The 20,051-nt window shown below is 51.8% G+C and carries 17 protein-coding genes; 6 read left to right on the forward strand and 11 right to left on the reverse strand.

The genetic code is table 11. The features are described from left to right. The first annotated feature begins 527 nt into the window (after positions 1-527). Positions 528-884, forward strand: coding sequence for a hypothetical protein (locus tag L362_RS22315; RefSeq protein ID WP_023343452.1), 357 nt, complete (start codon positions 528-530; stop codon positions 882-884). A 5-nt stretch (positions 885-889) separates the two neighbouring features. Here the strand turns inward: L362_RS22315 and L362_RS22310 are convergent, their stop codons facing one another. From L362_RS22310 to L362_RS22270, 9 genes are all read right to left on the reverse strand, one after another. Continuing rightward, on the reverse strand, positions 890-1,708 hold the full coding sequence (locus L362_RS22310) for a DUF4225 domain-containing protein (RefSeq protein WP_023343453.1): 819 nt from the start codon (positions 1,706-1,708) through the stop codon (positions 890-892). Positions 1,709-1,830: 122 nt separating this feature from the next. Then, entirely contained in the window at positions 1,831-2,499 is a 669-nt protein-coding gene (gene catA / locus L362_RS22305) for a type A chloramphenicol O-acetyltransferase (protein WP_023343454.1), read from the reverse strand. A 63-nt stretch (positions 2,500-2,562) separates the two neighbouring features. Beyond that, positions 2,563-4,494 (reverse strand): putative bifunctional diguanylate cyclase/phosphodiesterase, encoded by a 1,932-nt coding sequence (locus L362_RS22300; protein ID WP_023343455.1) that lies wholly within the window; start codon positions 4,492-4,494, stop codon positions 2,563-2,565. A gap of 17 nt (positions 4,495-4,511) precedes the next feature. Next, positions 4,512-5,006, reverse strand: a complete 495-nt coding sequence (locus L362_RS22295; RefSeq protein ID WP_008503255.1) for a putative pterin-binding protein — start codon at positions 5,004-5,006, stop codon at positions 4,512-4,514. Between the two features lie 401 nt (positions 5,007-5,407). Further along, complete coding sequence (locus L362_RS22290; protein WP_023343456.1) at positions 5,408-5,989, reverse strand: cytochrome b; 582 nt, start codon at positions 5,987-5,989, stop codon at positions 5,408-5,410. Continuing rightward, positions 5,986-7,059 (reverse strand): catalase family peroxidase, encoded by a 1,074-nt coding sequence (locus L362_RS22285; RefSeq protein WP_023343457.1) that lies wholly within the window; start codon positions 7,057-7,059, stop codon positions 5,986-5,988. Before L362_RS22285 ends, L362_RS22290 begins: the two co-directional genes overlap by 4 nt. 488 nt (positions 7,060-7,547) lie before the next feature. Next, positions 7,548-9,092: a DHA2 family efflux MFS transporter permease subunit gene (locus L362_RS22280; protein WP_023326755.1), complete on the reverse strand. Its 1,545-nt coding sequence runs from the start codon at positions 9,090-9,092 to the stop codon at positions 7,548-7,550. A 13-nt stretch (positions 9,093-9,105) separates the two neighbouring features. Further along, the gene (locus L362_RS22275) at positions 9,106-10,248 is read right to left on the reverse strand and encodes an HlyD/EmrA/EmrK family protein (RefSeq protein ID WP_023343458.1); all 1,143 of its coding nucleotides are present in this window, start codon (positions 10,246-10,248) and stop codon (positions 9,106-9,108) included. Between the two features lie 49 nt (positions 10,249-10,297). Beyond that, positions 10,298-11,770 (reverse strand): efflux transporter outer membrane subunit, encoded by a 1,473-nt coding sequence (locus L362_RS22270; protein ID WP_175441102.1) that lies wholly within the window; start codon positions 11,768-11,770, stop codon positions 10,298-10,300. Positions 11,771-11,974: 204 nt separating this feature from the next. Here L362_RS22270 and L362_RS22265 point away from each other — a divergent pair, with 204 nt between their 5' ends. Both L362_RS22265 and L362_RS22260 read left to right on the forward strand, forming a co-directional pair. After that, entirely contained in the window at positions 11,975-12,619 is a 645-nt protein-coding gene (locus L362_RS22265) for a TetR/AcrR family transcriptional regulator (protein ID WP_023343460.1), read from the forward strand. A gap of 124 nt (positions 12,620-12,743) precedes the next feature. Then, complete coding sequence (locus L362_RS22260; RefSeq protein ID WP_023326759.1) at positions 12,744-13,148, forward strand: helix-turn-helix domain-containing protein; 405 nt, start codon at positions 12,744-12,746, stop codon at positions 13,146-13,148. A gap of 14 nt (positions 13,149-13,162) precedes the next feature. Here L362_RS22260 and L362_RS22255 read toward each other — a convergent pair whose 3' ends face one another. Together L362_RS22255 and L362_RS22250 are read right to left on the reverse strand one after the other, a co-directional pair. Then, positions 13,163-14,947: a diguanylate cyclase gene (locus L362_RS22255; protein WP_023343461.1), complete on the reverse strand. Its 1,785-nt coding sequence runs from the start codon at positions 14,945-14,947 to the stop codon at positions 13,163-13,165. Positions 14,948-15,066: 119 nt separating this feature from the next. Then, the gene (locus L362_RS22250; RefSeq protein WP_023343462.1) at positions 15,067-16,176 is read right to left on the reverse strand and encodes an AI-2E family transporter; all 1,110 of its coding nucleotides are present in this window, start codon (positions 16,174-16,176) and stop codon (positions 15,067-15,069) included. Between the two features lie 363 nt (positions 16,177-16,539). On the opposite strand from L362_RS22250, the gene mmuP reads away from it, so the two are divergent. The 3 genes from mmuP to tauA all read left to right on the forward strand — a co-directional run bounded on the left by mmuP (position 16,540) and on the right by tauA (position 20,048). Further along, positions 16,540-17,940 carry an S-methylmethionine permease gene (mmuP, locus tag L362_RS22245; RefSeq protein ID WP_008503244.1) on the forward strand — a complete coding sequence of 467 codons (1,401 nt, stop codon included), beginning with the start codon at positions 16,540-16,542 and terminating at the stop codon, positions 17,938-17,940. Beyond that, entirely contained in the window at positions 17,927-18,859 is a 933-nt protein-coding gene (gene mmuM, locus L362_RS22240; RefSeq protein WP_023343463.1) for a homocysteine S-methyltransferase, read from the forward strand. The genes mmuP and mmuM overlap by 14 nt, the downstream gene beginning before the upstream one ends. Before the next feature lie 226 nt (positions 18,860-19,085). Continuing rightward, positions 19,086-20,048: a taurine ABC transporter substrate-binding protein gene (gene tauA / locus L362_RS22235; protein WP_023293188.1), complete on the forward strand. Its 963-nt coding sequence runs from the start codon at positions 19,086-19,088 to the stop codon at positions 20,046-20,048. Positions 20,049-20,051: the final 3 nt, after the last annotated feature.

Raw genomic sequence — 20,051 nt, forward strand, 5'->3', positions numbered from 1 at the left:
AGTTATTAAGGGGATCTTACAAAGATAAATACTTTAATATCAAATTTTACCTACCACTAAGATAGGTTGGCTATTAACTAGTTTTTTTTGGTTAAAAACACCAGTTGGTTGTTTTGATATGGTTTAATATTCTGATTTTGACGTGGGTAAGTTTTGTATTGGGAATTTTTCAATGTGGTAAAACAATATATCTACGAAGAAAAAAAACACGACAGGTGATTTTTTATTGTTTTTTAACATCTTTGATACATTTATTTATTTTTGATTAACGTATTTGAAATCAAATCTATGAAGGAAAGCTAACTGGCTTTAACAACTGAAGATTGTATCTAATCCTGGGGGCAGGTCAAAGGTCGAGAGTGATGCCCACATTGAAGCTTAATGTACACCAGAGAGATGAAGTGAAATCCAGAACGAAAGCCTATAATCTTACAGATAATGCGGGTTTATTTTAACCTGCCTGCTATCTCAGGAAGTTCGTTAGAAAGGTTAGTGTTTAAAAAAGCTCACCTTAAGAGTATCCTTGTATGAACATACCAATCATGAAGATAGGCGAGCAAGTGGCCAGTGAACTGACGGAAAAAGATCTACTAGATAGTGGTTTTTCGCGTAAGCAATTATCTCGTCTGAAAGAGGTATTGAGCAGGAATGAAAATGCTGGCGAAACGCTTTCAACATTAGTGGATGATCTAAGTAAGCGTTTTTATGGTGGAGTGATTTGTCTGATGCTTATCCTGGCACCGCTGATTTTCCTTCCCGTCTTTTATACCCCCTCTATGCTGGTATATTACCTACCTGTTGCAGCTTTTGGCGTTATTGCAGTCTGGTATCTCATACCGCTAGGCCTTTCATGGAAAGCGCATAAGATTATGAAAGGCCGGTAGCGGGCTCACTGCGTTCTTTCGTTACTCTGCAACTGGTAAAGAGTGTGCCCAATTTTGGCGCCTTTCAACGTTGCTCCGGCGCCCTTAATCGCCAGAGCCGTCCGACTCATGGTGTTTACCTGTCTCATGAAGTCCGGGGCGAGATAACGGTACAGACGCCAGGCATCGGGCTTCAGAGTGAGTTTGAACATGCCATAATAGGACGTACTTAGATCTACCATCTGATAAGCAAGTAAACCCACTTTGCGGTCAAAGCCCAGAAATTCTGCCGAACCTTCAAAGCCATCACGCATAAAATTGATGGGTGACGCCTTTCCCGCCAACTTCTGGACACTCTCTGCTGCTGAAGATACGCCATTAAGTACCAGCGTTGCGCCAGCTATGATCCCAAGCATATTTCCGACCGGAACGGATGAGGCAATAACTCCAATACCGCCTGCAACCTGCAAACCGGAAATGACTACACCGATAAAATCGATGGCATAACCAAAGTATTTACCATTCTCTTCATAGATCCTGACTGATGCCGTGAGAACAGACTCACCTGTTCTGAGCATTCTGTCCTGAATCTTCAGATTATTATTTTCCTCGCGAATATTCTGGATACACAGCTGACATTCCTGTTCCGTCGCGCCATTCCTAATGGTTGCCAGTTGATATTTTCCAAAATCACGCACATTGTCCTGAAAACGCATGCGTGTCAGAGCATCTTTAATATGAAATCCCGATACAGCGAGCGCTGTATTCATTAGTTGATTCACTTCTAATGAGGCCATTGTCAGGAAATAGCCAGAAAAGCGATTACCACCTGTATAGATATCCAATTCCTTCCCTCGAATCGTAATAAAACTGAGAACATAGGGTAGCACATGCATTTCGGACAGCCGTTATAACAGTATCCCTTGCTGCCAGCTACCTATCAAAATATTTTAGTGCATTAGCCATTTCATTCTTCCTTCAGCCCTGGCAAACCATCACACATCTCCTGCAACTCATTAAACATCCTTGCCACATGGAAGCCATCGCACACCGAATGATGCACCTGCACTGCGAGCGGCAGCAGCACTTTTCCATCCTGCTCGTAGTATTTTCCAAACGTGAACATAGGCGAAAAGAAGTTCTTCATGTGCGCAATGTTCATATTAAAGTTGGTAAACGTTACCCACGGAATAGACGACACAAAAAAGACGTTTTCCCGGGACTCTTCCTTAGGCCAGTAGGAAAGACTATTTCCATAGCGGGCCGTATCTTCTGCATACGTGTTCTGGAAGTGATGAATATTGCCGTCATAATGGCTCCACAATGACGAAAAGGTCTCCGTTTCGGGGTGGAAAATGGTGTAGCTGGGATGAACTTCATTCCATATGACAAGCTCATTGTCCTTCATGGCCATACGGAACTCAGGATGCCGGTTCATGATGTTAGACAGGAGAAAAATGATCGTCGGGTAAAACTTCCAGCCCACCGCTTTGATATGTTTTCGCAGCGCGGTAATGTCGATGAGAACGGTTTGGTTAATTGTGCATTCAGCAAATGACTGGAAGACTTCAAAATGCTCCTTCCTTGGCCAACGAGATAAATCAACAGGCGTATACTCCGGGGCTGTTTTTTTCATTATTTAACCTTTGATTATCAACCGTCTACGTGATTTTGGGCCAGAAACAACCGGACAACCATTTCAACCGTATCTAATCTTCCTGTCAATCTCAGCCTGGGGCTTTCCGAACAGGTATCCCTGCACGAGATCGCAGCCAAGTGCCTGAAGCCGTTCAAGCTGCGCTTCAGTTTCAACACCCTCTGCGATGACCCGCATGTTGAGGCTCTTCGCCATGCCGGTAATCAATTTAACGATATTAAGGGCATCATCCTGCGTGGATATCGGATTCACAAAAGATTTATCTATCTTAATTTTATCAAAATTCAGTTCACTCAGTCGTGAAAGCGAGGAATATCCCGTTCCGAAATCATCGATGGAAATTTTTACGCCCAGTGCCCGGAGCTTTTTGAGAATAGTGATCGGCATGTTGCTGTCACTGAAGAGCGAAGACTCTGTTACCTCTAGCTCAAGTCGGCTGGCCGGTAGCCCTGTCTCTTTCAGGATGGACTGCACCATCGCGGTAAACGATTTCGTGCCTAGCTGAACGGGGGAGACGTTCACCGAGATCCTGGCCGGCACCGCCCAGGACACCGCTTCCCGGCAGGCCATCTCAAGCACCGACTTGCCGATCTCATTGATCATCCCCGTTTTTTCAGCGACGGAAATAAAATAATCTGGCGCGAGTATCCCTTTCACCGGGTGTATCCAGCGAATAAGCGCTTCATAGCCGTAAATTTCATTGCTGAATGAATCGACAATAGGCTGGTAATAGACAACGAATTCATTGTGATCGATCGCCAGAGCCATATCATGTTCAAGGGTTCTGCTTTCCTGCAGTCTTTGCAGCATCCACTGCCGGAAGACCTTGATCTGCTGCGAACCTTCTTTTTTTGCCTCGTAGAGCGCCAGATCGGCAAATTTATAAAGGTAATCAGAGCGTCGTTCATTATCAGATAAAACGATACCCACGCAGGTGGCAATTTTTATCAGCTGGTTATTAATCGTATAGGGCTGGCTGATATGATCGCTGATTTCTTTGGCGCGCGAAACGGCGGCGGTTTCCGTGAGTCCGCTGGAGAGAAGGGCGAATTCATCGCCGCCCAAACGGTAAAACGTATCCGTTGCGCTGCTCATCGAGGTCAGCCGTCGGGACACCTGATTCAGCAGCAAATCTCCCGTATCATGGCCATAGGTATCGTTGACCTCTTTGAAACGGTCTAAATCAAATAACATTACGGTGACGGGGACGTGGTTTTTATCTGCCTGAAGATTAATTTTGTTGAGATCGTCCCAGAAGAAAAGGCGGTTTTTCATGCCGGTGAGGGAGTCATGATAAACATCATACTCCAGCTTCGAGTTCTGAATTTGCAGCTTTTCTTTTGATATTTGAAGCTCGTCAGCCAGGCTCTTAACCTGCATGTGTGCTTTCAGAATATTTTTATTCTGGTAGATCATTAAGAAGCCGAGAATAAAGCTTAAAATCACCAGGAGCAATGAAAGTGCCGAGTAGATATAATACAGTATCTGTATTTTCTTATTGGATTCGTTAACTGTGTTAATATCTTTTGTTAATGCCGTGGCAGAAAGCTGGCTTAGCGGTGCATCAAGTTCATGCATATTTGTCAGGTATGCTTTTAACGCCGGGTGGCTCATATTTTCAAGATGGCTATCCAGATAGGCCAGTATGTTTTCTAAGCGTAAAGCGAGTTCCTGATGCGTTTTATCGCTGTCAATGTAGCGACCTAAATCGCCCCCCTTCATTAAATCGCCCTGACTGAGCATAATTTCGAGACGCATGCGGACCTGGTCTATCGTAACGTCATCGGTATCGGTTGCGTATAGACCAAGCCATGATTCAAAACGGTAATACTCTGATACCAGTTGTGCCACGGACCAGGACTCAGTGTATTGAGTCAGTTTTTGCAATTCTTGCTGACGATCATAAACAAGGTATGCAATATATCCTGTCGTGATAAAAAGAGAAAAAATGATACCAACCAGTATCCTGTTCATTATGTTCTCCTGAACGACTACTCAATCTTCATTTTGCTTACCTGCCATGCTGATCGTGAGTAATAAATCTGATTATTCAACTCAGGAAGACTGTCATAGGGGTATACAATGAACGATGGGCCTTTATCGCGGATGCGCATATATTCGCCATTGACCTTTAAGGCAAGGATGGCGTTGTATTTTTTAAAGTCGCTGAGAGGGATGATGGTTGAGTAATCATTGAGCGCAATAACATTCACGTTCGTACCTTTTGCACCCACATAATCCATGAGCTTGCTCATGGGGACACCCTCAAACTTCGTACGACCGTTATACCAGGGGGAGGTTGTCTCGAAACTCACGACACCCAGTTTTTCAAGGCTGGCGAGATCAAACACTGCTTTTCCATTTTCATTGGTATTTTCTATATTACCGGAAATCGTTAAAATGGGTTTACCAACTGGTTTTGGCAGGTCGCCAGCCCAGGTTACACTCTGTACCAGACAGCATAACAGCAGTAGGGTTAATCGCATTTTGACCTCCACCTTTTAACAGAAGTATAAGAATTATAATTTAGATATCACACGAGTTGATATATTTTGTTGGGAAGTCAGGGGTTTTATCGTTTTTATTGATGTGATATCAATGAAATCAATCAGTTAAGTGGCTTGGGTGACAGAGTGTTTGATACCCAAGCGACACTTAACTTTTTGATAAAAGCTAAAATTGCGGGCATAAATGCTCTGTTGATTAAAAAATAATCGCTTTAATTGAGGGATATTATCTTCCACGACAATTATGGGGTGTTCGTGGCGTTTTGACGCGCGAATCTGGAGACCAAATACGTGCTCCGGTTGTGTCCGTTGTTTCAGGATGATGACAAGGGAGGACACGAACATTCCGACTGTGCGTGTCCCCTACCACTTGCCTTACTTCAGGTCCTCCCGGATGGCTTACGCCGACTTGCCCCTTTCGCTATGCTGGCAAACACTGCGTCCCGGTAGATCCACGCGTGAACCAGTGCGGCAGAAAGATGGACCAGCACCACGGCAAAAAGCAATTTTGCCAGAAGGCTGTGGGCGTCGTGACACCAGGCATACAGTGCTGGACTGGTCGGGACAATCGCCGGCAGGTTGACGCCATCAAACATCACAATCGGCAGGCCCGCTGCCGACAGCTGCGCCCAGCCCAGCAGCGGCATTGCCAGCATTAACCCATATAGCATCCAGTGTGATGCCTTTGCGGCAAGCACCTGCCAGACGGGCAAATCGGCAGGAAGTGGGGGCGTCCGGCTCAGAAGTCGGTTGACCAGACGAACCAGTGCCAGCAGTAAAATGGCGATACCCAGCGGCCGGTGCAGATCGATTAACCAAATCCGGTGATGTAACGACGTCATCATCGCGGCACCGATGAACAGCATGGCCAGGATCATCACCGCCATCAGCCAGTGCAGGCTTCGCGCCAGGGTATTGAAATGCTGCGGCGCGTGCTCTCGCCTATCTTTATTTGAGCTCATTTTACCTCCTGCTTTTGCACGGCTTCGGTGGCTTTGCCGTAGCCGATTTCCCGCTCACGGCGGCTGAAAGAGTGGGAGTAGGCAGCGGAGCGGGCGTTTAAGATGGGATCGTCAGACACCGCAACGCCTGCAGGAACGACAGAAGGGTCAAAGTTAACGTCGCGGCACGCGCCTGTGGATTGTGCTTCGACGCGCGTCACTTCGAGCGTACCGGCCACCCTCTTTTTGCGATCGTCAGGCCATGGCTGGGAAGGGTCATCCACCGGATCGCCCGGCTGTGCGAGCTGCAAAACGTAATCCCAGTAGAGTGGCTTCTGCGCCAGGCGCTGACGCAGGTTTTCGAACAGGAAGTTGTCATCGGCTTTTTGTCGTTGCTCATCGCTTATCGACAGGAAAGGCTCGTGCGGACGCATCATCCAGCGAACGGCTTGACGTTCCCCCTGCGCGTTCACAAGGTAAAAGGCGTTAATGCTGTAAAAGGTTGCGCCCGCGAAGCTGCCGGGGGCGGGTTTTTGTGCCGCCCATTTAAGGTATTTCTCCGCCTCCGGGTACGCTTTTAAAAAGTCTTTGAGACGCTGCGGATCCGGTTTCCCGGTGGACGCATCAACGGCCGTGGCTTTTCGCAAGGCCAGAAAACCTTCCGGGCTGTGCGTGGCGAAGAAAGGCTCGTTGTTCATCGCCATTCGCCATTGTTGCTTGTCATCTGTCTTCAGCAGCAGCGCCATGCTCAGGGTTTTGGTCGTACTATCCGGGGCATGGGGATCGCCAGTACCAATAGAGAATCGGCCCACCACGGGCACTTCCTGCTGCGAGAAGAGGCGGGAGGTTGAAACGGAATCCGCCGAGCCGTTTGGCGTAAAGGTGCCGGCAAAGCAGATGCCTTTTCCATGCGCGCGGCGAAAACCCGGCGGGAAGGGTTTCGGTGTTTCACCCACCAGTGCCTGGCTGACCGTGCGTGACCCAAGCCAGCCCGCCGTCCATGCAAAAGCAGATGCCAGCGTACCGGCGACAACGGCGATCGCTGCCAGCGCGCCCCAGGTTTTTTTGGACCTCAAATCCAGTTTCGACATAGACGTTTTTCCAGAACAAAATATCTTCACCTGTCATGCGCAACGTGTTGCGCGTGACAGGCGTTAATACAGTGGCGAATATGGCTCGAGTATAGGAACTAAGGGGCGTAAAGAAAGAATATCACGAAAAGTTTAAACCTTTCCGCTGCAAAAAAGACCGGGTTACTCATCGTGGCGGAAGTTGTGACCGAGTGGTTACCCAGCCATAAAGAGTGGCGAAACAGGTAGGCGATGGCAGAAAATGTAAATAATGAACAGAAGGGAGTATGCGATATTATCGATGAGATCGTCAGTCAACGGTTTCAATCTGTGTCTGAATAATTGCCTGATTTAGGACGCTTCTTCCACTGGGAAGCGTCCACTTTTTTATATATTGAAAAATATATTTCTGATATTAAGCACCGCTTTTTCTGTACAGAAAGTCCTGGTTTTTCATCCATCAAATTTTCTCTTTTATTTGACGCCCACATCCCTGTGCTGAATAACGATTAATGTCCTACAGATGCGGCATCAACAACGCGAGAGGGTTTCGGTGCTAAAGCAATAGCAAAAGCAGCGATAAAGAATATGACGCCTATCGACATCATCAGATTATTGGTAGAAAGCATCATGCTTTGGCTGTTAACCATCTTGTCAAAAAGCTCCCTAACAAACTGCCCACCTTGCTGAGGCGCCGAGTTGATGTACTGTGAAAGATCGCCTGTCGGGTCAACGACGGACGCCAGCCTGTCATGCGCAATATAGCGCTGGTCTTGCCATGACGTCGTCACGAGCGATGTGGCAAACGCGCCTGATAACGTTCGAACAAAGTTCATTAACCCGGCCGCCGAGGGCATTTCCGCTTCATCTACCGAGCCCATTGCAAGCCCCGTAATCGGGACATAGTACAACGGCATTCCCACCCCCATGAATAACAAGGGGACACAGATGGACCAGTAGTCCATATCGGTCGTCGCATAGGCGCGCCAGAAGGTATCGAGACCGAGCCAGGCGCAGCCAAAGAAGATAAGAATGCGCGGATCGATTCTGTTGGAAAGGTTAGCGGCAACCGGAGAAAAGACCACCTGCAGAAGGCCACCCCAGGCCACCACAATCCCGGCCCATGTTGTTGTATACCCTAAGTTATATTGTAGCCACAAAGGCGTGAGGACATTCAGACCAAAAAAACACCCAAACGCAAGCGCGAGCACAAACATGCTGGCCGAGAAACCGCGATGGCGAAACACGCTGATATCGACAATCGGATGGTCAGCGGTCAGTTCCCAGATACAGAAACTCAAAAAACCTATGCAGGCCACAATCGCCAGAACCCATATTTCTTCTGAGGCAAACCAGTCAAGGTCTTTCCCTTCATCCAGCATGATTTGCAGTGCGCCAACCCAGATAACCAGTAAAACAAACCCAACGATATCAATAGCGTTATTAACCAGCTCATCTTCGAAGATTTTCAATACTGACCACGCCACGACTGAAAAAGCGATGGCCATTGGAACGTTGATGATAAACACCCACGACCAGCTGTAATGATCGCAAATCCATCCACCGAGAACTGGACCAATAACGGGCGCCAGCAACGTGGTCATTGCCCATAGTCCCGTCGCCTGCATGGATTTTTCTTTCGGGAAAATACGCAGCAGTAACGTTTGTGATAAGGCCATCAGGGGACCTCCTGCCATGCCCTGAAAAACTCGCATCAGCAGCAGCATTCCCAGCGAAGTGGAAAGGCCACAAAGCAATGAAAAAATACCGAACATGAACACGGAAATGGAGAAAACGCGCACGCCGCCAAACCGTGTGGTTAACCATCCTGAAAGCGGTACCGTAATGGCTTCAGCAACGGCATAGGCCGTGATGATCCAGGTGCCCTGGCTGGTGCCTGCGCCCAGGGCACCAGCCATATTGGGTTGAGTGACGTTTGCAATGGTCATGTTGAGCACGGCTAAAAAGTTCGCCATTGCAAGAACCAGGGCACCCACCCATAACATACCGCCCTTCAGCGAAGGAGGCTGGTTATCGATAACGAATGTAGACATAGCCCGGTTTCCGTTATTCACTTTTTAAATTAACTGTCGCTTTCATGGACAGCCCAACCCGCAGCGGATGTGCTGCAAGCTCGTCAGCATTGAGTTTGATGCGTACGGGTAAACGCTGAACAACCTTAATCCAGTTACCCGTTGCGTTCTGAGCAGGAATAACTGAAAACGCTGCGCCGGTTCCGCCATCAAAGCCTTCTACCGTTCCATGAAAAAGCACGTTATCGCCATACAGATCGCTTACCAGCTCCACTTTCTGCCCCACTTTCACATGCTGGAGTTGAACCTCCTTGAAGTTGGCATTGACGTGAATTTGCTGTACTGGCACCACGGACAATAACGGTGTGGAAGGTTGTACACGTTGCCCAAGCTCGACCTGGCGACGAGCAACCACGCCATCGACTGGCGAACGGATTACGGTTCTTTCCAGATCCAGTCTGGCCTGATCGCGCTTCGCTCTGGCAAGGACAACTTCAGGGTTGGTCTCGGTATCTGCGTTCTCAATCAGAACGGCATTCGCTTGTCTTGCACCCACCGCCGCCTGTTTTGCAGCATCTGCTTGCGCCACGGCGGCTTTAGCGGCATTCAGGTTTGCCAGAGCGGAAGCATAAACGTTTTGAATGCGCGTCAGCTCGTCGCCTGAAATCGCGCCTGTCTGCATGAGCGCCTCGCGTCGTTTGAGGTCAACCGTCGCGCGCTGGAAGTCAGCGTTTGCGGCATCAACCTGGGCCAGCAGGCGTTTTTGCTCTTTTTCATTAGCCACAACTTCTGCGCCGAGCTTTGTATCAGTGGCCTTATATCCATTTACTCGCCGAATGGACAGGTTCAGGTCTGCTTCCGCCTGATTAAGGGCTAGCTGCGCGTCGGTGGGATCCAGCTGGATCAGAACATCGCCTTTTTTTACCACCTGGGAATCCGTGACCAGGATGGCGCTTACCGTACCGGTAACGGCAGAAGAGAGTTGGGCTGATTCGACATCGGTATAGGCGTTATCGGTTTCAACATACCGGGAACCGACGAATTCCCACCAGGCAAAAGAGCCTGCACCAGCAAGCGCAATACTCATTGCAAGACAGGAGAACAAACGTTTTCTCTTTTTCTTTTTGATATCGGGTGATTCAATATTTTGATTTTCAATCGCTGCAGAATGACTCATTTTATTTCCTTTCTTTCCACTATTTAGTTATTAACCTGGTGTTAAATAATCACTGTTTGCTCGAGGTATATCCGCCGCCTAATGCGCGCGCTAATGCGACGTCAATCGTAAAGGCACGAGAATTAACGTCGGCTAATTTTCTGCGGGCAGCGACCAGCTCGTCTTCCGAGGATAAGACGTCAAGATAATCAGCAACTTTTCCTTCATACCTTTGTCTGGTAAGCGAATACGCTTTTTCTGCTGACGCGACTGCCGCCTGAGAATACAGCATCTCGTCTTTAAGAGAGGCTCTGCTGGTGAGCGCATCGCTCACTTCACGAAGTGCATTCGTTAACGTGTCGTTATATACATTCACCGCAATGTCATATTCACCGCTGGCGTATTTCAAATCACCCTGTAGCTGTTGCGTATTAAATATGGGCAACGATATTGCCGGGCCAAAGCTGCCAATTGCTGAGCCACTTCGGGTAAGGTTGTTAATACCCAATGACTGGAATCCGGCAAAGGCAACCAGATTAACGCTCGGGTAAAAACCGGCTTTTTTCTGTTTGATTTTCTCTGCTGCCGCCTCTGCGCGTAAACGTGCCGCGACAATATCGGGACGGCGACCAATCAGATCCAACGCAATATTGGGAGGAAGGTCCTCATGCGCTAAAAGCGTTGCCTTAGGCGCGGTTATGGCCAGCGCCCTGTCAGGCCCGTCACCGATCAATGCGGCGAGGGCATGTTTTTTGATCGCAATCGCTTCATCTATTGCCACCAGGTTTGCTTTTGCGTTGAGTTGACGCGTCTCAACCTGTTGAAGGCTGGATAAATCTTCAAGCCCCGCGTCATGCCGTTGCTGGAACAACGCAAGCGTACTGGTTCGTATCGTCAGGGTATCGTTAAGCGTTTCGCGAACGGTGTATAAATGCGCCAGCTCCGCGTAAACGGTAACAACAGACGAAGACAGCACCAGTCTTGTTTGCGCTTTTTCCGCGACTGCCGCCATTTCACCTGACGTTGCAGCCGCGAGCGCCGCGCGGTTTTTACCCCAAAAATCAATTTCCCAGCTCATATCCAGCGTGGTGCGCCCATAGCTGTTCCAGTTTTGGGGTGTTGCGCTTTCAGGCGTCACATAGTTGTAACTCATTTTGTCCCGCATAAAGCTGGCGTTAGCGGTGACCTCGGGGAAAAGCGATCCGCTCGCGCTTTGGGTCATCGCCTGCGCTTGCTTCACGCGAGCGTCGGCGATGTTAAGCGTAGGGGAATTTTTGAGCGCGTCATCAATCAGTCCGTTGAGCTGCTCATCACCGTATTTTTTCCACCAGTCATCTTTCGGCCACTGGCCGTTCTGATGTGGGAAACTCTGATCGCTTTTAAGTTGTGTGACCGTCTTCATAGGCGGTGGGGTGCCGAGATCGGGGATCATGGCGCATCCGCTCAGGCTGATGGCGGAAAAGACAACACAGCCCATCACTATCCTGGACCGGGTTGAACCGGAAATACGACACCTCGGGAGTGCCTCCTGAAAACCTTTCATCAGTACGCTCATCATGCTGTTCATCAAGTAGTCCAAATGCAGTACCGTACAGTACGGTACGATTTATATCTTGACTTCTGAGCGCCGTCAAATAAAAATGTACTCGTCGGTACGATTACGAACCCTACTCACAGACGTGATTCCGAAATCAGATAACAAAAAGTGTTGGCGAGCGGCCAAATACCTAAACTACCGAGGAAACATATGGATAAAAGAGCGCTTAAACGGCAACAGATTCTGGACGTTGCATCCGGGCTGTTTCGACAAAAAGGATTTGATGCTACGTCTATCTCTGAGATCAACGCGATTGTGGGTGGCTCAAAATCGACAATTTACAGTCACTTTTCTTCGAAAGAAGAGCTATTTGTAGAATGCATGTCTTCTGAAACAGAACAGTATATTAAGAGCATGACTATTGAAACTGCAGGGCAGGTGCGCCTTTTCAGAAAATCACCACAGCTGGTCATCGAGCAATTTGCCGTTGCCTTTTTACGCTATATTTGTTCACCGGATATTGTGGACTTGCAAAGATTAATGATTTCCGAAGCCGGAAGGTCGGGAATTGGAGAGTTGTATTATGAACGAATGCAAAAACTTCGTTCAAATGTATCGGCGCTTTTCACCGATTTAATGAATCAAAATATTTTAAGAAAAGATGACCCAGTGCTGGCCGCTGAGTATTTTCGCTCTCTTCTCCAGGCCGGTATCCTTGAACCCTTGCTTTTAAAAGCACGAAAGGATCAGCCTGACGAAAGTGAAATTGTCATGAAAGCGCAGGCCTCCGTTAATGCGTTTATGAAGTTGTATGGTCCTGAACAAAATGAGGATGTTGCAAAGACATCTCATTAAAATACAGTAAGCATTCTCTCACCCTATTATTAGGGTGATTTTTTCTTTTTGGAAATATTATTTTCAATTGTCATTGGATGACATTGCCAGCGGCCTTCTTGTAAATAAAATTTCGTGGATACTTATGTGTATAAAGTTTACTCTCTTAAAAGATCGTGAAACTGTAATTAAGTCCCTGACTCACTGGATTGACTCGAATTTATACAGACCCATTACCGTTCTGGATGTGGCGCGAAAATCCGGTTATTCATTGGCTTATATTCAACGAAACTTTCGCCAGGAGTGTGGCATAAGTATAGGTCTCTATATCCGCAGCCGGAAACTTGAAAAAGCCGCGCATATGCTCAGACATACGCAGCTCTCTGTTTCAGATATATTTACAATGCTAGGCTATGAAGAGCCGTCCACCTTCAGCAGAGCGTTCTCAAACCAATATGGACTCTCCCCAACCAAATACCGTGAGATGGCTAAAAAAAGTCATGACATGAATGGCTTGTCGATATTGATTACAGAGGTGACGCGCGACTAAAGCGAGAATCAGCCTCAGCCCGCCTCCAGCATCCCAAAACTCACAATCCGCGCGCGTCCCAGCTCTTTTGCCCGGTATAGCGCCACATCCGCAGCGCGCAGCAGGTTGTCGGTCTGGACATGTTGTGGGTAGCTGGCAATGCCAATCGACACGTCCACCGGCCCAATCTCGGTCAGCCCGTAGCGAAGCGACAGCTCATGCACGCCGGTGTAAATCTTCTGCGCGCAGGCATACGCTTCTGCTTCATCGGCACCGGAAAGCAGCACCAGAAACTCCTCGCCCCCGTAGCGGAATGCCAGCCCGTTGTCATGTGCGGCCCGCTGAACAATTGACGCCACGCTTTTGATCACCAGATCGCCCGCTTCATGGCCGAACCGATCGTTAATGCTCTTGAAGTGGTCGATATCAATCATCATGCAGCTTAACGGCACGCCGGTGCGTATCGCCTGTGCCGTTTGGGTTTGCAGCGTATCTTCCAGATGATGACGGTTACGCAGGCCGGTGAGCGGGTCAAACAACGCTTTTTCCAGCAACGCGTCGCGCAGACGCTGGTTGGCCAGCGCCAGCCCGAGCGCCTCGGCCATCAGCTCCAGATACGCGCGGGAAGGTGCATTGTCCGCTGTAATATTCTGGAAGGAGAGCAGGCCAATGGCCTCGCCCTGAGCGATAAGCGGCACGCAAAGCGCGCTTTCCGCCTGGGATGCCGGAAGATGGTAGCAGGCAATATCCGGCTCGCCGTTCACCGGCGGGTGACTCTGCCCGCGACGCACGGCCCAGCACTCGTCCGGGTGGAACGTCGTCTCTTCACCCACCGGCGAAAGCCATTGCGCGACGCAGCGCATCTGCCACGGCTCGCGGTCAAGGACGTAGAGCCGGCCCGCGATCCCCGGCGCGATATTGGGGGCAAACAGCTCCGCCACGTTAATCACATCGTTAAAGTTCTCACACCCCTGCAGCCGCTGGGTCATGCGCGCCAGCAGCTCGCGGATGGCCCAGTCGGCATCACGCTCTTTTTCCAGACGCTGCCGCGCCAGGCCGTTTTCACGGAAGATGCTGATGGCCTGAGCCATATCGCCTATTTCATCAATCTGGTTGAAATTGGGCGTTTCAACCGCGTAATCCTGGGATGCCAGGCGGTGCACCACGTCGCTCAGGCGGACCACGGGGCGCAGCACACGGCGCTTTAATATAAAGCCGAGCACAAACAGGAACAGCAGGGCGGTCAGGCCGACCGTCAGCTCAGAGGCGGTACGCAGCGCTTTCGATTTTTTGGTCGCCTCCTGAACGGCGGCGATGACGCGCTTGTCGAGTATCTGGCGGAAGTGATCGAGCTGATTCTGCGCGCGCTCAAGCTCCTGCTCATAGGGCTGGCCATAGAGCAAGGCTACGGCCTGGGCGTCTTCACCGCGTTCCAGGCTTTCGAGGGCGGTTTGCTGCTCGTCCTGCAGCTCATCGACGATCTTTATTCCTTCATGCAGCAGGGCCAGTTCTTCATCCGATGCGCCGTTATCCTGCAGCTTTTCCAGCCGAAGCTCGATACGCTTCAGGCTGTTTTCTGCCTGGTTATATTCCTTGAGTACCTGAGGATCTTTTTTAATGGCGTACAGCCGCGCTAAATCAGACTGCGCCCAGATATCGGTTTCGATATCTTCCGTCAGCTGATCAAATTTCTGCCGTTGTTCAACGGCCTGACGCTCGAGGGTATCCGCACTGGACGCCATCAGCATGATGATGCCGGAGGCGATGGTCAGGCAGACCGTGGCCCCATAGGCCCAGTTTGTTATCGTCGCGATTCGCACCAGATGATCCTTTTACGACATGAGTAGGATGGCGTTCTTCAAATTATAGAAAACGTCTGATTTAAGGCGAAAAAAAAGGCGGCACGGCGCCGCCTGGTGTGGTCTTTATCGTCACGTCCTTACAAATCTGGAGGATTTTTTCCTTCTTCGATGAAATCCGCGTCCAGCTCTTCGGCGTTGCCTTCGTGATCGCGTCCGGAGAAGAGGTTCCAGCAGGCGATAAACAGCGCGGCGATGAGCGGCCCAATCACAAAGCCGTTAATGCCGTACAGCTCCATGCCGCCGAGGGTGGAGATCAGAATCAGATAGTCCGGCATTTTGGTGTCTTTCCCCACGAGCAGCGGGCGCAGGATATTGTCCACCAGCCCGACGATAATCACGAAAAAGCCGACAATAAACAGCCCCTGCCAGATCTGGTGCGTGGCGAACAGGAAGATAGCGGCGGGCACCCAGACAATCGCCGAGCCGATGGCGGGCACGAGGGAGAGGAACGCCATCAATGCGCCCCAGAGCACGCTGCCGTCAATACCCACAATAGCAAACGCAATCCCGCCGAGGACGCCCTGAACCACGGCCACCGCCGCCGTCCCTTTTACCGTGGCGCGTGACACGCCGACGAATTTGGCGAAAAGATGCTGCTTGGCAAAATCGGACAGGGGCAGGGAGTCGAGGATCTGGCGTACCAGATACGGGCCGTCTTTCAACAGGAAGAACAGCAGATACAGCATGATGCCGAAGCTAATTGCAAAGCCAAACGTCCCCTTGCCAATCAGAAACGCGCTGCCCGCCAGATACTGTCCGCCCTGCAGGGCGACATCGGAGAGTTTTTTCTGGATCTGCGCCGCGTTGGTCAGGTTGTGATCCGCGAGGAAGCCGCTGGCCCAGTCAGGCAGGTGGTTGAAGATGCTCGCCACCACTTCCGGGAACTGGGTGTTGTTCTCCTGCAGTTTGGTGTAAACCACGTTCAGCTCAATGGCGAGCGAGGAGAGGATCACCATCAGCGGAATAAAGACGATCAGGCAGATAATACCGATGGTCAACAGCGAGGCCAGCCCGTTGCGATCCCCCAGCGCGGCGCGAAGCTTGTTTTTTACCGGATTGAAGATAACGGTCAGAATGGCGGCCCACAGTATCGCGGAGAAGTAGGGCGACAGCACGTCGAAGAAGGCCCAGGTCACAAGGGCGAGAATGAAAATAAAGAAACCTTTAGTCAGTCCGTTAAAGCGCATCAGTCAGTCCTGGTTACTAAGAAACTGTGACGACTATAGAACTGATTGTGAGAATTACCAACCTTGCACCGGGTGGCGGCTGCGCCTTACCCGTCCTGCGGGCAGTGTTACGGTATGACTTCGCGCTTTACGGATACCACTTTCGACTGACCGAAGATCGCCTTTTCCCGCACCATGCTGTAAGTATCTGCTTGCGGAGGTGCTTATGGCCTGGCGTCCGATTCTCTATGTCATCCTCACAACCCACCCCAGACTCAGCGCGCGGCGCGCCCGTTTGCGTCTGGTCATCTAGCTTTTTATTAACAATCGCGGTATAACACACCTTCTTTGGATGTTTAGATGTCCATACGTATAGAAGGTAATATGCAAACACAACAAGAAAATGGGCAGCTTAAGCGCACCATGAAAACACGCCACCTGATAATGCTCTCGCTGGGTGGCGTGATTGGGACAGGGTTATTCTTCAATACCGGCTACATCATTTCCACGACCGGGGCGGCGGGCACGCTGCTGGCCTACCTGATAGGTGCCCTGGTGGTCTGGCTGGTGATGCAGTGTCTGGGCGAACTCTCCGTGGCGATGCCGGAAACCGGCGCGTTCCACGTCTATGCCGCGCGTTATCTTGGCCCGGCGACGGGCTATACCGTGGCGTGGCTCTACTGGCTCACCTGGACGGTGGCGCTCGGGTCGAGCTTTACCGCCGCGGGCTTCTGCATGCAGTACTGGTTCCCGCAGGTGCCCGTCTGGGCGTGGTGCGTGGTCTTCTGCGTGGTGATTTTTGGCCTGAACGTCATTTCCACGCGCTTTTTTGCGGAAGGTGAATTCTGGTTCTCCCTGGTGAAAGTCATCACCATCATTGCCTTCATTATTCTTGGCGGCGCGGCGGTCTTTGGCTTTATTCCGATGCAGGACGGTTCCCCCGCGCCGGGCTTAAGCAACATCACCGCCGAGGGCTGGTTCCCGCACGGCGGCCTGCCGATCCTGATGACCATGGTGGCGGTGAACTTTGCCTTCTCCGGGACCGAGCTTATCGGTATTGCCGCAGGGGAAACGGAAAATCCGCACAAGGTGATTCCGGTCGCGATCCGTACCACCATTGCGCGCCTGATCATCTTCTTTATCGGCACCGTGTTTGTGCTGGCGGCGCTGATCCCGATGCAGCAGGCGGGCGTGGAAAAGAGCCCGTTCGTGCTGGTGTTTGAAAAGGTCGGTATTCCTTACGCGGCGGATATTTTTAACTTCGTGATCCTGACGGCGATCCTTTCGGCGGCGAACTCCGGGCTGTACGCCTCCGGGCGCATGCTGTGGTCGCTGTCGAATGAGAAAACGCTGCCGCGCTGCTTTGCCCGCGTGAACAAAAACGGCGTGCCGCTGACGGCGCTCTCGGTTTCTATGCTCGGCGGCGTGCTGGCGCTCTTCTCAAGCGTCGTGGCGCCGGACACGGTATTTGTCGCGCTCTCGGCGATTTCTGGCTTTGCGGTGGTAGCCGTCTGGATCAGCATCTGTGCGTCGCACTTCGTCTTCCGTCGTCGCCATCTGCAGTCCGGCCAGCCGCTCTCTGCGCTGCAGTACCGCGCGCCGTGGTATCCGCTGGTGCCGGTACTCGGGTTTATTCTCTGCGTGGTGGCCTGCGTCGGCCTGTGGTTTGACCCAAGCCAGCGCATTGCCCTTTATTGCGGGATTCCGTTTGTCGCCCTGTGTTATGGTGCCTACTACCTGACCCGAAATATGACATCGCAGGAGCCCGAACATGTCGCAGAATAATCCGCTTACCGCCCTCCTTGAAAAGCAGCCGTTTGTGGTGCTGGATGGCGCGATGGCGACGGAGCTGGAAGCGCGCGGCTGCAACCTGGCAGACAGCCTCTGGTCTGCCAAAGTGCTGATGGAAAACCCGGCGCTTATCCGTGAAGTGCACCTTGATTACTACCGCGCGGGGGCACAGGTGGCGATCACCGCCAGTTACCAGGCCACGCCTGCGGGCTTTGCGGCCCGCGGCCTGGACGAGGCGCAGTCCCGGGCGCTGATTGGCAGAAGCGTGGAGCTGGCGCGTAAGGCGCGTGAAGCGTATCTGGCCGAAAACCCGCATGCGGGCACGCTGCTGGTGGCGGGATCCGTTGGGCCGTATGGTGCCTATCTGGCGGATGGCTCAGAGTATCGGGGTGATTACGTGCGCAGCGCTGAGGAGTTTACTGCCTTCCACCGCCCGCGCGTGGAAGCGCTGCTGGACGCGGGCGCTGACCTGCTGGCCTGCGAAACGCTGCCGTCTTTTATTGAGATTAAGGCGCTGGCGGCCCTTCTGGCCGGGTATCCCCGCGCCCGGGCGTGGTTCTCCTTTACCCTGCGGGACAGCGAGCACCTGAGCGACGGCACGCCGCTGCGTGACGTGGTCAGCGTGCTGGCCGACTCTCCGCATATCGTCGCGCTGGGCATTAACTGCATCGCGCTGGAAAATACCACGGCGGTGCTGAAGCACCTGCAGAGCCTGACGTCGCTGCCGCTGGTGGTCTACCCGAACTCAGGCGAGCATTATGATGCGGTGACCAAAACCTGGCACCACCACGGCGAAGCGTGTGAGACGCTGGCGGGGTATCTGCCCCAGTGGCTGGACGCCGGAGCGAAGCTGATTGGTGGCTGCTGTCGCACCACGCCGAAGGATATTGCTGAGCTTAACGCGAAGCGCTGAGTTTTTTGCCGGGTGGCGGCTGCGCCTTACCCGGCCTACACATTGTACGATCCGTAGGCCGGGTAAGGCGTAGCCGCCACCCGGCATGAACCAACCGCACAAAACCAACTATCCTTTCCCATTTTTTATCTAAAAACGAATCGTTATGAGCGATTCATTTTTATTCCTTTATCAAAATTCCCGCGTTGGAAATACTGCCCTCATAACAACAAGGGGAGCAGGCACTATGGCAATTTCATCGCGAATCACACTACTCGGCGCACTGGCGCTGTGGGCATTTCAGGCGCAGGCGGTGGACGTCACCGTCGCGTATCAAACTTCTGCGGAACCGGCGAAAGTCGCGCAGGCGGATAACACCTTTGCCAAAGAGAGCGGCGCGAAAGTCGACTGGCGCAAGTTCGACAGCGGCGCGTCCGTGGTGCGTGCGTTAGCCTCCGGCGACGTGCAGATCGGCAATATCGGTTCCAGCCCGCTGGCGGTTGCGGCCAGCCAGCAGGTGCCGATTGAGGTGTTCCTGCTCGCCTCGCAGCTCGGTAACTCTGAAGCGCTGGTGGTGAAGAAAAACATCACCAAACCGGAAGACCTGATCGGCAAACGCATCGCCGTGCCGTTTATCTCCACCACCCACTACAGCCTGCTGGCGGCGCTGAAACACTGGGGCATCAAGCCGGGTCAGGTTCAAATCATCAACCTCCAGCCGCCGGCGATTATCGCGGCCTGGCAGCGTGGCGACATTGACGGGGCCTACGTGTGGGCGCCTGCGGTGAACGAGCTGGAAAAAGACGGCACCGTGCTGACCGACTCCGAAAAAGTGGGCCAGTGGGGCGCGCCAACCCTCGACGTGTGGGTCGTGCGCAAAGACTTCGCCGAGAAACATCCTGAGGTGGTGAAAGCCTTCGCGAAAAGCGCGATTGACGCCCAGCAGCCGTACATCAGTAACCCGGATGAATGGCTGAAGCAGCCCGCCAACCTGGAAAAACTCTCCCGCCTGAGCGGCGTGCCGGAAGCGGACGTGCCGGGGCTGGTGAAGGGCAATACCTATCTGACGCCCGCGCAGCAGGTGCAGCAGCTGACCGGGCCGGTTAACAAAGCGATTGTGGATACCGCCACCTTCCTGAAGGAGCAGGGCAAAGTGCCCGCGGTAGCGGCGGATTACAGCCAGTACGTGACCGATCGTTTTGTGAAATAAGGA

It is taken from the genome of Enterobacter sp. MGH 16, assembly GCF_000493175.1.
GTDB lineage: Bacteria > Pseudomonadota > Gammaproteobacteria > Enterobacterales > Enterobacteriaceae > Enterobacter > Enterobacter roggenkampii.

What these genes read in the sequence shown, in the direction of transcription:
- L362_RS22315 (WP_023343452.1), top strand. Translation starts at nt 528, where the DNA reads ATGAACATACCAATCATGAAGATAGGCGAGCAAGTGGCCAGTGAACTG.
- catA (WP_023343454.1), bottom strand. Translation starts at nt 2,499, where the DNA reads ATGAAAAAAACAGCCCCGGAGTATACGCCTGTTGATTTATCTCGTTGG.
- L362_RS22300 (WP_023343455.1), bottom strand. Translation starts at nt 4,494, where the DNA reads ATGAACAGGATACTGGTTGGTATCATTTTTTCTCTTTTTATCACGACA.
- L362_RS22295 (WP_008503255.1), bottom strand. Translation starts at nt 5,006, where the DNA reads ATGCGATTAACCCTACTGCTGTTATGCTGTCTGGTACAGAGTGTAACC.
- L362_RS22290 (WP_023343456.1), bottom strand. Translation starts at nt 5,989, where the DNA reads ATGAGCTCAAATAAAGATAGGCGAGAGCACGCGCCGCAGCATTTCAAT.
- L362_RS22285 (WP_023343457.1), bottom strand. Translation starts at nt 7,059, where the DNA reads ATGTCGAAACTGGATTTGAGGTCCAAAAAAACCTGGGGCGCGCTGGCA.
- L362_RS22280 (WP_023326755.1), bottom strand. Translation starts at nt 9,092, where the DNA reads ATGTCTACATTCGTTATCGATAACCAGCCTCCTTCGCTGAAGGGCGGT.
- L362_RS22275 (WP_023343458.1), bottom strand. Translation starts at nt 10,248, where the DNA reads ATGAGTCATTCTGCAGCGATTGAAAATCAAAATATTGAATCACCCGAT.
- L362_RS22270 (WP_175441102.1), bottom strand. Translation starts at nt 11,770, where the DNA reads ATGAAAGGTTTTCAGGAGGCACTCCCGAGGTGTCGTATTTCCGGTTCA.
- L362_RS22265 (WP_023343460.1), top strand. Translation starts at nt 11,975, where the DNA reads ATGGATAAAAGAGCGCTTAAACGGCAACAGATTCTGGACGTTGCATCC.
- L362_RS22260 (WP_023326759.1), top strand. Translation starts at nt 12,744, where the DNA reads ATGTGTATAAAGTTTACTCTCTTAAAAGATCGTGAAACTGTAATTAAG.
- L362_RS22250 (WP_023343462.1), bottom strand. Translation starts at nt 16,176, where the DNA reads ATGCGCTTTAACGGACTGACTAAAGGTTTCTTTATTTTCATTCTCGCC.
- mmuP (WP_008503244.1), top strand. Translation starts at nt 16,540, where the DNA reads ATGCAAACACAACAAGAAAATGGGCAGCTTAAGCGCACCATGAAAACA.
- mmuM (WP_023343463.1), top strand. Translation starts at nt 17,927, where the DNA reads ATGTCGCAGAATAATCCGCTTACCGCCCTCCTTGAAAAGCAGCCGTTT.
- tauA (WP_023293188.1), top strand. Translation starts at nt 19,086, where the DNA reads ATGGCAATTTCATCGCGAATCACACTACTCGGCGCACTGGCGCTGTGG.